This is a genomic window from Myroides sp. C6-3 (assembly GCF_050522425.1).
Taxonomy (GTDB): Bacteria; Bacteroidota; Bacteroidia; order Flavobacteriales; family Flavobacteriaceae; genus Flavobacterium.
The window spans coordinates 24,460-39,667 of record NZ_JBMVQP010000026.1 but is presented as its reverse complement, the minus strand read 5'-3'; the positions used below and the strand labels follow the sequence as shown (position 1 = coordinate 39,667).

General features: G+C 37.9%; 13 protein-coding genes. 2 read left to right on the top strand and 11 right to left on the bottom strand.

The window, feature by feature from the left end:
- Positions 1 to 26: 26 nt before the first annotated feature.
- Positions 27 to 1,076: an endonuclease/exonuclease/phosphatase family protein gene (locus ACPDG9_RS11530; RefSeq protein WP_430527895.1), complete on the bottom strand. Its 1,050-nt coding sequence runs from the start codon at positions 1,074 to 1,076 to the stop codon at positions 27 to 29.
- A gap of 120 nt (positions 1,077 to 1,196) precedes the next feature.
- Here ACPDG9_RS11530 and ACPDG9_RS11525 point away from each other — a divergent pair, with 120 nt between their 5' ends.
- Positions 1,197 to 4,034, top strand: a complete 2,838-nt coding sequence (locus tag ACPDG9_RS11525; protein WP_430527894.1) for a carboxypeptidase-like regulatory domain-containing protein — start codon at positions 1,197 to 1,199, stop codon at positions 4,032 to 4,034.
- A gap of 10 nt (positions 4,035 to 4,044) precedes the next feature.
- Entirely contained in the window at positions 4,045 to 6,030 is a 1,986-nt protein-coding gene (locus tag ACPDG9_RS11520) for a DUF5689 domain-containing protein (protein ID WP_430527893.1), read from the top strand.
- A 71-nt stretch (positions 6,031 to 6,101) separates the two neighbouring features.
- On the opposite strand, the gene atpG is transcribed toward ACPDG9_RS11520, so the two are convergent.
- The 10 genes from atpG to ACPDG9_RS11470 all read right to left on the bottom strand — a co-directional run bounded on the left by atpG (position 6,102) and on the right by ACPDG9_RS11470 (position 14,941).
- The gene (gene atpG / locus ACPDG9_RS11515) at positions 6,102 to 6,965 is read right to left on the bottom strand and encodes an ATP synthase F1 subunit gamma (protein WP_430527892.1); all 864 of its coding nucleotides are present in this window, start codon (positions 6,963 to 6,965) and stop codon (positions 6,102 to 6,104) included.
- A gap of 66 nt (positions 6,966 to 7,031) precedes the next feature.
- A complete protein-coding gene (gene atpA, locus ACPDG9_RS11510; RefSeq protein WP_430527891.1) occupies positions 7,032 to 8,606 on the bottom strand; it encodes a F0F1 ATP synthase subunit alpha in 1,575 nt (524 codons plus the stop codon).
- 44 nt (positions 8,607 to 8,650) lie between these two features.
- Positions 8,651 to 9,187, bottom strand: a complete 537-nt coding sequence (atpH, locus tag ACPDG9_RS11505) for an ATP synthase F1 subunit delta (protein ID WP_430527890.1) — start codon at positions 9,185 to 9,187, stop codon at positions 8,651 to 8,653.
- A 7-nt stretch (positions 9,188 to 9,194) separates the two neighbouring features.
- A complete protein-coding gene (locus ACPDG9_RS11500) occupies positions 9,195 to 9,695 on the bottom strand; it encodes a F0F1 ATP synthase subunit B (RefSeq protein ID WP_182625951.1) in 501 nt (166 codons plus the stop codon).
- A gap of 100 nt (positions 9,696 to 9,795) precedes the next feature.
- Positions 9,796 to 9,990 carry an ATP synthase F0 subunit C gene (locus ACPDG9_RS11495; RefSeq protein ID WP_060874638.1) on the bottom strand — a complete coding sequence of 65 codons (195 nt, stop codon included), beginning with the start codon at positions 9,988 to 9,990 and terminating at the stop codon, positions 9,796 to 9,798.
- A gap of 62 nt (positions 9,991 to 10,052) precedes the next feature.
- The gene (gene atpB / locus ACPDG9_RS11490; RefSeq protein WP_430527889.1) at positions 10,053 to 11,231 is read right to left on the bottom strand and encodes a F0F1 ATP synthase subunit A; all 1,179 of its coding nucleotides are present in this window, start codon (positions 11,229 to 11,231) and stop codon (positions 10,053 to 10,055) included.
- An 89-nt stretch (positions 11,232 to 11,320) separates the two neighbouring features.
- Positions 11,321 to 11,734, bottom strand: a complete 414-nt coding sequence (locus ACPDG9_RS11485; RefSeq protein ID WP_430527888.1) for a DUF6168 family protein — start codon at positions 11,732 to 11,734, stop codon at positions 11,321 to 11,323.
- 4 nt (positions 11,735 to 11,738) lie between these two features.
- Positions 11,739 to 11,951, bottom strand: a complete 213-nt coding sequence (locus tag ACPDG9_RS11480; RefSeq protein WP_430527887.1) for an AtpZ/AtpI family protein — start codon at positions 11,949 to 11,951, stop codon at positions 11,739 to 11,741.
- Entirely contained in the window at positions 11,951 to 12,331 is a 381-nt protein-coding gene (locus tag ACPDG9_RS11475) for a bactofilin family protein (protein WP_430527886.1), read from the bottom strand. Before ACPDG9_RS11475 ends, ACPDG9_RS11480 begins: the two co-directional genes overlap by 1 nt.
- Before the next feature lie 12 nt (positions 12,332 to 12,343).
- Positions 12,344 to 14,941, bottom strand: a complete 2,598-nt coding sequence (locus ACPDG9_RS11470) for a tetratricopeptide repeat protein (protein WP_430527885.1) — start codon at positions 14,939 to 14,941, stop codon at positions 12,344 to 12,346.
- Positions 14,942 to 15,208: the final 267 nt, after the last annotated feature.

The following is a 15,208-nucleotide window of genomic DNA, read 5'->3' as shown; positions in this document are numbered from 1 at the left end:
AAAGCGTGCAATTGCACGCTTTCTATTTATCGTTGTTCTCGAATCAGATAAATATAAACGGGAAAGTGATCACTGAATCCAGGCTCACTATTGCTATTTCGCAAAGGATATCCTTTATACTGTCCTGTAGACTGTACCATAAACGGTTTTTTAAAGATCCTTGCCTTCCAATATTTCCAAGACTCATATCCTTCTTGTAGATAGGCTTCTGTCAGTATCATTTGATCAAAAATATCCCAAGCATCGCGATACGCTAACGTTCCCAAACCATCCTTTGCCATCTTTTCCATCGGATTAAATAAGCCTTGTGGTTCCACCTCTTCCTTTTTGCCTTTGGCATTTAATACCTTCTTGATACTTGTATTATATGGACCATCATTCATGTCGCCCATCGTGATGATTTTTGCCTGTGGATTAATTCCTTGAAGGGAGTCTATAATTTTCCTATTTAAAGCCGCCGCAGCTTCCCTGTTTGGGCTACTCGCTTTTTCACCTCCCACTCGGGAAGGCCAGTGATTGACAATAAAATGAACTTCTTCTCCATCCAACAAACCTGTAACTAACAGTTGATCACGCGTATAAATTCGCTTATTATCCTTGAGCTGATCATAGATGTAAAGGGGGTGTTTAGAAGTATGTGTCGGTAAAAAATGTTTTTTGCTATAGAGTAGTCCCACATCAATACCCCGACGATCTGGTGAATCATAATGTACAATGTCGTAATCACCTGGTTGCATAGTTGGTGCGTGAATCAAATCTTCCAATACGGCTCTATTCTCCACTTCAGCTACTCCAATAATAACAGGCATATTGGGATTTTCATCGGTGCCAATTTGCGACATTACGCGGGTGAGGTTCTCAATTTTTTTCTCGTATTTCTTTTTGGTCCATGCCTGTGCCCCATCTGGTGTCCATTCTTCATCATAAATCTTGGGGTCTCGAATGGTGTCAAATAAATTCTCACAATTATAAAAAGCAATCGTGTGGATTTGATACTTTTTTTCTTGGGCATGAAGCGTTATACCCAGTCCTACTAGAATATACGCTAAAGTCAATATTTTTACTATTTTCTTCATAAGTTAACGTAATTTAGAAAAATACTTCACACAAAAATAGTAGTTTTTATCTTAAAAACTTAACTTTACTAGGAAAAGTATACGGCTTTTCGACTTAGCTCTTTAATAATTATTAGCACTATGAGGAAACTTTTATTTGTTTTGCTTTGTGCAATATCAACGGTGACGTTTGCACAAGACCACCATGAAATTAGAGGAAAAGTACTCGATGCCAAATCTCGAATCCCGATTAATGCGGTACAGGCGAGAATCATTGGGACCAATATTTCGACTCTAACAAACGGTGAGGGAATCTTTGTTCTAGAACTCCATTCATCCGAGGAACAAACAGTGGAACTATCCTATCCTGGATACGTTAATTTACAGCTGTATGTAACAGGAGAGGGAACTAACACCCAAGATTTAGGTGAAATTATTCTAGAAGAAGATTTAATGGCTCAAGCCCAAATAGGCTTTATCACTTTAACTGAAAATGATCTCAGTGATGACAATTCTGGTTCAGATACGTCGTCGGGATTATTACAGGCAACTAAGGATCCCTTTCAACAAGTAGCAGCCTTCAACTGGGGGCAATCTTTTTTTAAGGTTCGTGGACTAAACAACGAGTATGGAAAAACACTAATCAACGGTGTTGTGATGAACCGCATCTTAGATGGTCGACCGCAATTTAGCAACTGGGGAGGTTTAAACGATGTGATGCGCAATCAAGCGTTTTCTTCGGGTTCTAAGCCTTCCGATTATACGTACGGAAGCATTTTGGGAACGCAAGCCATTTCAACCCGAGCTTCTCATATTCGAAAAGGATCCCGTGCCGTTTTTTCAGGCTCTAATACCAACTACAATTGGCGACCAACCTTCATGCATTCTTCTGGCTTAAACAAAAAGGGATGGGCCTATGTAGTTGCAGGATCCTATCGAGGAGCTAAAGAAGGATATTGGGAAGGTACTAATTACGATGCGCTATCCTTTTTTACAGCAGTAGAAAAGAAATTCAATGACGAACACAGTCTGAATTTTTCAGCCATCTACGCCAAAAACAAAAGAGGAAAAAACGCGCCAATCACCCAAGAACAAGCTGATCTAAAAGGCTTTAAGTACAATTCCTATTGGGGCTGGCAGGAAGGTGACAAACGCACCTCTCGCTATCGAGCCATTGAACAGCCTATTTTTATGCTGACCCATTATTGGAATATGGATGAGAAAACATCTTTAACTACGACCGCTTCCTATCAATTTGGGTATATTGCAGATAGTCGATTTAGTTACCAAAATAACCTAAATCCCGACCCGACCTACTACAAGAACTTACCTAGTTATTACACCACGCAAATTGATCCTTCCTATTGGACCCTATCACAAGATCAATTCGACGCCCTTTCTCCTAACAATCCGATGAAAGTCAACACCCTATCCGCTTTAAAAAATGCAGAGGAAAACCGCGTTTCTTTCATTGAAGATGGACAAGTGGATTGGTCTAATATCTATGCGATCAATAACAGTTTTGACGGTCGAAGTAAGATCGTACTATACGAAGATCGTCAACAAGAAAAAATAGTCGCATTGAATTCTTCTTTCAAGCGAAAATTAGACGACAATATTACTTTGGATGCGGGCATAAACTATCGAAAACTGACGTCTACGAATTACCAAAAACTAACCGATTTATTAGGAGGTTGGTACTATTTAGACATTGATACGTATCAAGATCCCCAATTGCAAGATAAAGACAGTAACAACCCTAATAGACGTGTCAAAGAAGGAGATAAATTTGGGTACAACTATAAGCTTTATGCCGATATCTTTGATGCATTTGCTCAACTTGTATTTGATTACGGCCCCCTTGATTTTTATTTTGCATCAAATCTTGGGTACACCAATTACCAACGAGAAGGATTGTATAAGAACCCCGTGTACATGAACAATTCCTATGGAAAAAGCGGACATACAGACTTCACAACCTTTGGTTTTAAAGGGGGTGCTACGTATCAAATCACAGGTAAACACGCTTTGGATCTCAATATTTCTTATCACGAACAAGCTCCCACGATTAAAAATACCTTTGCCAATATACGCGTAAACAATGCACTAGTACCTTCACCCCAAAATGAAGCTATTTTTAGTGTAGATGGTAGCTATATCTTGCGCACGCCAAAGCTAAAAGCAAGGATAACGGGTTATTTTTCTGAAATCCACAACAGTACAGAGATTAATTTTTACTTTGCTGATGGTGCTGGTCTAAGGGATGAGAATGGAGAACTATACAACAATGGTAACAGTTTTGTATCTGAGGTACTAACAGGTATTGACAAAAGGCATCTCGGTTTAGAAATCGGTGCAGAATATCAGCTTACCCCTACCTTGAAAGCTTCAGCTGCCGCCGCACTTGGACAAGCTTTTTACACGAGTAATCCCAATGTATATTTATCCTCAGACAATCTATCGCGTACCTTTGACTATGGAGAAGCAGCCCTTAAGAAATACAAGCTCTCTAACGGTCCACAAACGGCTTTATCACTAGGTTTAGAGTATAGAGACCCCGCTTTTTGGTTTGTAGGTGCGAACGTAAACTATATGGCTGATGCTTATACGGACGTATCCGCTCTTAGAAGAACGCGAAACTTCGTTTTAGACCCTACAACACCTGGTCAACCATTCACGGATGTTACAGACGAAAAATTGCGCCAAATTTTAAGACAAGAGAAACTAAATGATTTTACCCTTGTCAATATTACTGGAGGTAAATCGTGGCGATTACCCAATAGAACTATTGTAGGCTTCTTTGCTTCAATCAACAATGTATTCAATAGGGTTTACAAAACAGGCGGATTCGAACAGGCAAGAAATGCAAACTACAAGCAAGAGATAGAACGAAACAGTGGTCCTTATAATCGATTTGGCAACAAATATTTTTATGGATATGGCCGTAATTTCTTTGTAAATGTTTACTACAACTTCTAAATTCTTAACTATGAAAACGATATTTAAATCTATATTTTTTGTCGCACTAGCCGGGATTTTACTCTCGAGTTGTGCCAAGAACGACGACTTTTCCGTTCCGTCTTTAAATTGTGAGGAACCGAAGGTAACGATCAACAAGACTATTGACGATCTATATGCATTAGCCGAAATAACAGTAAAACCCTATAGTGGAGACCCTCAAGATATACTAAAAGGCGTAGTTGTTTCCAGTGATAAAGGCGGGAACTTTCACAACAAAATTCACCTTGTTGATGAGAACACACAAAAACCACTGGTTATAAACTTAGAAAACAGCACTTCTTTCGTTCAATATCCACCAGGAACGATTCTTTACATTCGCTTGGGTGGCTTGTACTTCAATACCAGTTACGATGTTCTCAATGTTGGTGGTGGCACAAACGGTAAGTACACAACATCGATTCCCAAAGGATCCATTGACAAGTTTATTGGCAAATATTGTAAACCTGTATCAAACTTCAACACCTACAATCCGGTTATCACACTAGCAGAACTCAATGAGAAAAAAGAGCAATACAAAGGGAGATTGGTAACCATAAAAGACGTGCAATTCAATCGAAAAGTGGTTGGAAAAACGCTATATGATAAGACCGATGTCGATAGTCAAGGTCAAACCTTAAGAGAAATGGTAGACAAAGACAATCGCACCTTCTTCGTTAGAACGAGTCAATACGCTAGCGATTTTGTACCCTATGAGATTCCCAAATACAGTGGATCCATTACGGGTATTGTAGATATATTCAATAATGTAGTTCAATTCTACCCTCGTGTATTAGAAGATATTAACTTAAAAGAGGAACCCTTTGGCGATGATGAAGGACCAGTAGACCCGGGAGAGGTAGAACTAGGCAAATACTTGGCTTTTCCAGGGGCAGATTTTGAAGATTGGGATGCGTTCTTAGGGGTGATTTTCAAAAATCAATTGAGCGATGCTACAGCGCAAAAAGCAACTGGACAAGGCTGGAATAATTCAACGGGATTAGCCGTAAAAGGATCACGTGTAAAGAACGGTTATCTATTTTCAGTAGAGCACGTAAAAATGCCAACAGATGCGACCAAGCTATCCTTTGTGATGAAAGGAAAAGCAGCTAAATCACTATCAATCAACATACACAAAGCCAATGGAGTCAACTACTACGCCTATAACCTCGAAAGTGTAACGACTAGCAAAGTACTCCAACCCAACATGACAGAAACAGAGTATAATGGAATTCCATCAGGAAACACAACCAACATCTATGGAGGAACAATAGATACCAACGATAGATGGGTGAAGATTACACTCGATTTAAGCCCTTTAAACGGCGATTACCATACATCTGGAACGGGAACATTCATTAGCTTCAGAAATGGAAATGAAGCCGACTATGACCTTGTTATAGACGAGATTCGATTTGAAGACGGAACACCAGTAGAAGACGATGGCGGTGAAGGACCTGTTGATCCAGAACCAGGAGATCCACTCGTCGTGGCTGATTTCAATGCATGGGATGGATTTGTAGGTACTTTAAACAACTTTGGACTAAAACCTTATGCAACACACGCACCTGGTCAAGGAAGAAATGGAAAAGACGCCATGAAACTCTCCGGGACCACAACTGGAAACGACTACGTTTTTACCATTACAAACAAAGAAGTACTCGCTGGGAAAACCAAAGTCGTCGTTTGGATCAAAGGAACATCTACATCCAAATCTCTTTCATTCAATGTCAACAAAGCCGCTGGTGGCTATGATCCGTTTAACGCTGGTATTGTCGGCACAGAGAATCTCGAACTTTCAAAATTTACAACCAATCAATACAATGGCAGCATTGATACAGGGGGGCAATGGGTAAAATTGACGCTCGATTTAAGTGATACAGCCTATAACAGTACAGGTGAAGGAGATGTCTTCTCGTTAAAAACGGGAAGTGGATCAACCTATGAACTGCTTATTGATAGTATATATTTTGAATAAACGATACGTACTAAAACAAAAAAGGCTGTCTCTAAGAGACAGCCTTTTTTTAAAGTATAATCTATTTTCGATTAGTTTTTTAATGCTTCTGCACCACCAACAATCTCTAAAATTTCATTTGTAATTGCAGCTTGACGAGCTTTGTTGTAAGTTAATTTCAACGCATCTCTCAATTCTTGTGCGTTATCTGTCGCTTTGTGCATCGCAGTCATACGCGCCCCATGCTCTGAAGCTACTGAGTCAGCGATTGCTTTAAACATTTGCGTTTTTAACGACAAGGGGATTAAAGTTTCAATGATCTCTTCTTTTGAAGGTTCATAGATGTAATCTGATGCTGCTTCACTTGCTTCTGTTTCTATTGGCAATAATGGCAAAAATTGCTCTGTAACTACGATTTGAGTAGCGGCATTTTTAAACTGGTTATATACAATTTGGATGGAGTCATATTTCTCATTCACAAAAGCTTCCATTACATGTTCTGCAATAACCGCTGTATGGTCGAAATCGAAATGATCGTATAGTGAACTTTGATTATCAACAACAGTATATGACTTTTTAAGGATATCAAATCCTTTTTTACCGATTGTCAATAAATCAATATTAGCACCTTTAAACTCTGAATCCGCTAATACATTGATCTGTTTAATAATGTTGGCATTGAAACCACCACATAATCCTCTATTAGAAGTTACTGTAATGAACAATACATTTTTTACCTCTCTAACTTGCGAATATACACCTGAATTCTCTCCTTCTAAAGTAGAACTAACATTTTGAATAATCTCAGTTAGCTTCTCTGAATAAGGACGCATAGCTGTAATCGTATCAGTCGCTTTTTTCAATTTAGCTGCTGACACCATTTTCATTGCAGATGTAATCTGCATTGTAGATCCAATAGAAGAAATCCTATTGCGTATTTCTTTAAGATTTGCCATTTGAAAACGTATATAATTCAGAAAGAGAATAAGCTTGTAGCAAGCTTAAACTCTTTCAAAAAATTCTTAATATTTTGAAGCTAATTCTTTAGCTACTTTCTCTAAAACGCTAGTTTGTTCGTCTCCGAATTTACCTGCTTTTAATTGATCTAAAATATCTCTATGACGTGTGTTAAGAGCTTCGATGAAATCTTTTTCAAACTCTTTCACTTTGTTTACAGGAACATTTCTCAATAAGTTTTTAGAACCCGCATAGATAATTGCTACTTGATCTTCTACTGTATAAGGATCGTTCACTGCTTGTTTCAAGATTTCAACGTTACGTTGACCTTTTGAAATAACGTTCATTGTAGCTGCATCTAAATCAGAACCAAATTTCGCGAAAGCTTCTAACTCACGGAATTGCGCTTGGTCTAATTTTAAAGTACCTGCTACTTTTTTCATTGATTTAATTTGAGCAGAACCTCCAACACGCGATACAGAAATACCTACGTTAATTGCTGGACGTACCCCAGAGTTGAATAAGTCAGACTCTAAGAAAATTTGTCCATCCGTAATTGAAATTACGTTTGTTGGAATATATGCAGAAACGTCACCTGCTTGCGTTTCAATGATAGGTAAAGCAGTTAAAGATCCACCACCTTTAACGAAAGGTTTGATTGACTCAGGCAAATCATTCATGTTTTTAGCGATTTCATCATCACCAATAACACGAGCCGCTCTTTCTAACAATCTTGAGTGAAGATAGAAAACGTCTCCAGGGTAAGCCTCACGTCCCGGTGGTCTTCTCAAGATCAAAGACATCTCGCGGTAAGCAACTGCTTGTTTCGATAAATCATCATAAATAATCAAAGCTGGACGACCTGTATCACGGAAATACTCTCCGATAGCCGCACCTGCCATAGCAGAATAAACTTGCATTGGAGCAGGATCTGATGCGTTAGCCGCAACGATGATTGAATAATCCATTGCACCTTTTTCTTCTAGTGTTTTAGCGATAGCTGCAACAGTTGAAGCTTTTTGTCCAATAGCAACATAGATACAGTAAACAGGTTGACCTGCATCATAGAATTCTTTTTGATTTAGAATTGTATCGATACAAACGGTTGTTTTTCCTGTTTGACGGTCACCAATAACCAACTCACGTTGTCCACGTCCAACTGGGATCATCGCGTCAATCGCTTTGATACCGGTTTGCAATGGTTCAGTTACCGGTTGACGGTAGATAACACCAGGTGCTTTACGCTCCAATGGCATTTCATATAAATCACCTTCGATAGGACCTTTACCATCGATTGGTTGTCCTAACGTATTAACAACACGTCCTACCATTTTCTCTCCTACGCGTAGAGAAGCGATACGACCTGTTCTTTTTACTGTAGCACCTTCGCTTACACCAACAGAAGAACCTAACAATACAATACCTACGTTGTCTTCTTCTAAGTTTTGTACCATTGCCTCTAAACCGTTGTCAAATACAACAAGCTCTCCGTACTCTGCATTAGTTAACCCGTAAACACGAGCAACTCCATCTCCAACTTCTAGTACTGTACCAACTTCTTCTAAAGAAGCTTCAGAGCTAAATCCAGATAATTGTTTCTTTAAAATCGCTGAAATTTCAGCTGGTTTAATGTCCGCCATTTTTATCTATGTTTATACACGAAAAATTCGTGCGGTGATTTTTTTTACTTAATTAATTCTCTTTTTAATACTTGTAATTGATTTGCTAAAGAAGCATTGTATTGTAAATCTCCAATTTTCAAGATAAATCCTCCTAAAATTGACTCATCTACAATATTTGTAATTACAGCTTCTTTCCCTGGTGCTAACGTTTTAATTTTAGCTAAAACTTTAGCTTCAAGGTTAGCATCGATTGGCATTGCTGTAGTAACAGTTACTTTCTCAATACCTTTATACAAATCGTACTGTTTTTGAAACTCCAAAGCCGTTGCTTCAAGGATTTCAAATCTACTATTTGCTTTTAATAGTTTGAAGAGTTCTTTCACACTTTCGTTTACCGTTGCAAATACTTCTACTAAAGCATTTAATTTCAACTGATCTTTAACGAGAGGGTTTGCTAAAAACGCCTTCAACTCAGTGCTTTGAGTTATTGATTGAGAAATAAGGATCATATCCCCATTGATAGCATCAACATTTCCTTTTTCCAAAGAAACCTCAAGCATTGCTTTTGCATAACGTGCCGCAGCTCTTGTGCTTACCATAGTGATATTAGTTTAATTTTACATCATCTAACATTTTCTCAACTAATTGTGTTTGAGCTTCTTTGTTAGATAATTGATCTTTCAATAATTTTTCAGCGATTTCAATTGAAATTGATGAAACTTGAGTTTTTAAATCAAGAATAGCCGCAGCTTTCTCGCTTTCAATTGTAGCTTTTGCTTGAGCGATTAATTTTTCACCCTGTGCTTCTGCTTCTGTTTTAGCATCAGCGATCAATTTTTCTTTGATCTCACGAGCTTCTTTTAGTAAAGTATCGCGCTCAGCACGAGCTTCAGCTAATAACTTTTCGTTATCTGCTTTTAAATTAGCCATTTCTCTTTTAGCGTTTTCTGCAGCTGCTAATGCATCAGTGATTCCCTCTTCACGAGCTTCTAAAGCATTTACAATTGGTTTCCACGCGAATTTTCCTAAGATAACAACAATTACTATCATAATAATTAGTTGCCAGAAAAATAGTCCAAAACTGAAATCGTTAATTAACTTATCCATTATCTAAAATTATACTTTTTAATACCTGATTTTGTTTAATTAAAATAAGAAGTTTACCTGCAACCAACCGTTGCAGATAAACTCTTTGTACTGACTTGGATTATTTACCTAAGATTAAAGCACCGAATGCTAAACCTTCCAATAAAGCTCCAATGATAATCATTGCAGTTTGGATTTTTCCAGCAGCTTCTGGTTGACGAGCAATAGCGTCCATTGCAGAAGAACCAATTTTACCTAAACCGTAACCAGCTCCGATTACGATTAAACCTGCACCAATGATAGTTGGAATTGTCATAGTATTGAATTTAATATTAATTAAACAAATTTATTTATACTCTAATTTTTATTACTCTTTTATTAATGTGCCTCTTCGTGATCGTGATCTGCTACAGCCATTCCAATAAATAATGACGATAACATCGTAAAGATAAACGCTTGTAAGAAGGCTACTAAAATCTCCAATACAACTAAGAACGTTGACAAGAAGAATCCGATTCCAATCGCTCCACCTGTTCCTAACGCTTCTTTCATCACGAAGATGATAGCGATCAATCCGAATACTACCGAGTGTCCTGCTGTAATGTTAGCGAATAAACGCACCATTAAAGAGAACGGTTTAATGATTGCACCTAAAATCTCGATTGGCATCAACATCAATTTCATTGGCACTGGTACACCTGGCATCCAAAACATATGTTTCCAGTAGTCTTTGTTTGCAGAAAAATGTACAATAAAGAATGTACAAATTGCCAAACATACGGTTACAGAAATATTTCCAGTTACGTTAAATCCTAGTGGAGTTAGCCCCAAGATGTTTAAAATGAAAATCAAGAAGAACACAGACAACAAGTATGGCATAAACTTTTTGTATTTCGCTTTACCAATATTTGGCACAGCCATCTCATCGCGTACATAAAGCACTAAAGGCTCTAACCCTCTAGCAATACCCTTTGGCAAGTTGTTTGGTCCGTTTTTGTATGTTTTTGCTAATCCTAAGAAAAGGACAAACATTAAAATTGTAGTGAAGAGTAAAGAAGCTACGTTCTTTGTGATAGAGAAATCAAGTGGTTTCTCATTGATTGGGTGGTGTGCTTCATCGTACTCAATCGTACCTTCCGCATCCGTTTTGTATATCTTACTGTGATATAGCTTGTAGAATTGTCCGTCTTTTTCTACTACTTTTTTCCCGTAGTCGAATTCTGAAGACATGAAGATTTTAAGACCGTTGTCGATTAAGATAACTGGCAATGAAAAACCATAGTTTTTACCTGTCTCTTCATCAGAAAAGAAAACAAATGAATAATCATCTGCTAAGTGATGGGTAATATGAGCTTGAACTTTCTCAGCCTGCGTCATTTCAGCAGGAGTCCCTACTCTTTCCCCTTCAACTACTTCAAGGGTTTCTTCAACAGATTGCTCAGTTTCTTGAATTGAGTTTTCAAGTTTTTGAGTAGTAGTTTGCGCGTACGAAAATACCGACGAGGCTGTAAATAAAACAGCTGCTAATAAATTCAGTGATTTCTTGAGAGTCACCATATCTTAACTTCTTGAATATTTTGGTTCCTAAAATTTTGTGCAAAAGTACAATAATTCTTGTATTATCATACCTTTATATCAAACTTTTTTTACTTAGTTTCTCCTGACGTAGTATTCTTATTTAAAATACTATAGGCGACAAATGCATCCCCGCCAAGGAAAACCAACACAATGAGTAAAAAATTGTATTTAAATCCTTCGTCAGCCATTTCGTGATTCAACCCCTCTTTTGCGAATAAATAACTCGCAATTAATCGCAAAGTAATGAATCCCAAAAAGACAAAACCCAAATTATTAGGCAGACTATTTTTGATTCCAAATAGAGCAAAAAAGATGATAATAGAAAAGACCATTTCAAATCCGTAAAACTTTTCTAAACTATAACCGAGTTCAAGTAGAGCGTTTCCCGCATCTGTAAAAGCGATCACTGCATAGTGCAAGGCGAATACCACGACTAAACCAATAAAAAGTTTTAATCCAATTTGTAGTGTTTCTTTGTCCATTGTTTTATTTATTTAACTGATTGACTTGTTTGATTACTTGGTACAAAGCTAAACCTACTCCTACTAACGTACAAATTTTATTTGCAATTGCATTTTCAAATCCGTATCTATCATCTAACCAAGTACCTAACAGGTGTGATAAATAAATAATTATCCCCATTTGAATGGGGATATTAATTAGAGATAACCACTTGTTAGGTGATTTCTTGTCTGTCATTACGATCGTTGTTCATTGCCAACCATTTGACATTTAACGTCAATCTTGGCTCCTGGTTCAACGGCTAGGCGTCCTACTCTGATATCTCCTTTAATTCGTGCAGCAGATTTCACTGTCAATAGATCATTCACTAGAATATTACCTACTATCTCCCCTTCAATCTCACTATTTTCACAACTGATATCTCCTACAATTCTCGCTATAGGCCCCAACACTAGTCGTCCTTTAACAACCACATTTCCCTCAATAACCCCGTCAATTCGGATATCCGCTATTGCTTCAATATCCCCTTTAATCGTTGTTCCTTCTACAATGCGATTTGTTTGTCCCAACAAATCTAATCCTGTTCCTTTTGCTTTCTTTTTCGATTTATCAAACATTGTCAATACAATTTAATTAGACCCCACTTGCAGTGGAGCTTTATATTCCTGTAAATTCTTTTTAATTTGGATAACGGCATAATCTTCATGCATAATAGAGAGATAAGATGGATCATCGCCCAAACGACCAATCATTTGCTCTGCTTCTACTTTGGATTTAAACCCGTGTAATACATATATCTTCGTCGATTTCGTATAATAATCTTCTGTAAATTTCAACCCCGTTCCTGCCTCTACTCCAGCGAAACGCTGCATATTGGTTTTTATCGCAGTAAAATTAGCCGTTTGATCTATAGGCACTGCCACAATAATTTTCCAGTTATTAGAATCTGTACTAGAGAATTTTTTACCTTCTAACGCAGGGATTACATTTTCCAACAACTGCGCTGCTTCTCGTCCTTCTGCAGTAGTACTATACGTCAATGCCAAGTAGTTCAACGCCTCTTTATAAGGCACTAAACCTTCTGTGCGTGCAATCATCATAGCATTGAGGAGTTCAAACTTACTAACGTACTCATCATCAATATTTTCAAGCGCATTTTTCATCATGGCTTGCGCTTCTTCAAAATTCTCTGCCCTAAATACTTGATAAATACCAGCATATATTTGCTCAGGTGACAGATCACCGTCATTTTCAACGTTTAGATTCTGCATTAATTTAGCATAACGAGAGTTTGGATGCTCTTCGATAATACGCGCTTTCATTTGCGCTGCTTTTATTGGATCTATTTCTTGATACAACTTGTACAATTTATACATCGTTGGAAGAATCAAACGCTCTTTTGGATCAAACAACAACAACTGTTCTAAACGGTCTATTCCTTCAACAATTTTTCCAAAGCGCTCACTGTAAATTGCACCTAGTTCAAAATAAGCCAAATCTCTATCGTCTTTCAACTTGGCAATTTGAGTGCTATCTGTTGGTATTTTACTTACATAGGTATCTAGTTCATAACGTGGATCGACGAAATCATCTGCTTTCGGATTTGAAGTTCCACTATTTCCAGCGTTAGCAGCTACTTGCTCTTCTTCATCGCTTCCTAATGCAGCGGATGATTGCATCGCACTCCACCTCCAGTTATCCGTCAACGTACGATTCCCCCAACGGCGCTTAAAGTCTTGACGACCGCGAGTTATTGCTTGATTAGAGTAGAAGTAAAACGTTGTTTTTCCACCCATACTTCCGAAATTGGTTTCTCCGAAAGATTTTTCAATAGCCTCCCCAAAATTAGCCACATTAAAAAAGTCAGCACCCGTATTGGCCCCTTGTGCTAAGTTGCTTTGTATTTTTCTAAAATCTTCCTTGCGCAAAGCATCAATATAGGCTTGAAAATAAGCAGCTCTCCCTTCTTCCGAAAGCGATACTAAGTGTAGAATACTATCGTTCGTACTTGCTATCACCTCTAAATCAACCACTTCACGCAGTGATTCTCTGCGTTTCGTTATTCTAAATGTTTCTTTTGCTTTAGGAGGAAGTAAGGCAATTGCACTGTCATAATATTGCCCTGCAACGGCATAACCCGCCGAATTAAAGTAAATGTCAGCAATACTCAAAAAGTTTTTGGCTTTCAATTGCTTGTCCTGTTGTCCTTCTTTCACTGCCACCTTCAAATAGACTAAAGCCTGTTCTTGTTTGCCAATATCGCGATAAAAAAGACCAACTTGACGGTTTAACACGTCCAAAAAAGGCCTGTTTTCTCTATCTTTCAACAAACTGTTATACTGCTTAAGAAAGGCTACAGAGTCAAGTTTTGTCGCACCTTCTAACTCAAACAACTCAGCATATGCGTGTATTGTATAGGTTCGCGGTGCTTTTCGATTCATCTCCAAGATGGCGTCAAAATTATTTTTTGCCTCTTCTTTCTTTCCTATACGTCCATTTAATTGCCCTAGGATGAAATTATACCTTGCTTTTTCTTCCGATGAAGACACCAAAGCTACGGCCGATGTTAAAGCCGTACTTGCGCTATCTAACTGTTCTAAATTGATATATCCTTGCGCCAGCATGGCATACGCATCTGATTCTACCTGTTTATTCAAGCGACCTTTGCGTTCTCTCAATAGCTCTTTCAAGTTCTTAATCGCTAAATCGTCATAGCGCAGACGCAAGTTTGTTTTTTCGCGCCAAACTTTTGCTTCACCAATTAAATCGCTATCGGGATATTTATATAAAATATAATTAAAAGCCTCTAAGGCAGGGACAAAACGCCCGTCGTAGTATCTCGATTTTCCAAGCAACAGATAGGCATTTGCCATTTGGCTATTGCGTTCTCTACCTTTGATGTACATCGAGTGTTTTTGAATGGCTTTTACAGCCTTATTTTCTGCACGCGTAAACCCTTGTCCATCCGTGCTCTCCGGTCCGCCAAGATTCGTTCCTCCTACAGCTAAGTTATCCAACACATTTCCTTGTTTGGACTCTAATGAAACACCTCGCTCAAATTCTCTTTCGGGATCTACTTCTATATCGATACGCTCGATGGGTAAAATTTCCCAATAGTCGTCAAAGTAGCCTTCTTTCAAAGCATCAAGTGCCTCTACATAGGACTCGTTACCGTGAAAAAGGATATTGTATTTTGTCGTTAAAGCATGATAGCCTCTATTCAACATCTTATCCTTTTTTACAGAACACGCTATAAAAGACATAAAGAGCAGGATAATTCCTCCAAACCGAATGACAATCTTTGTTTTCAATATCTAGGCTAAACTTTATATAACAACTATTTTTTCTTTCTTTTAGTATAAACCAAACAGTAAAAATACATCACTTTTTAATACTTTATGCAAATTTTCTTAAAAATAAGAAGGCTTTATTTGCCAACATACTCAAAGTTTACTGCTCAAATCCCCTTTCTTCTTCTAAGCATCGAAGAAAAT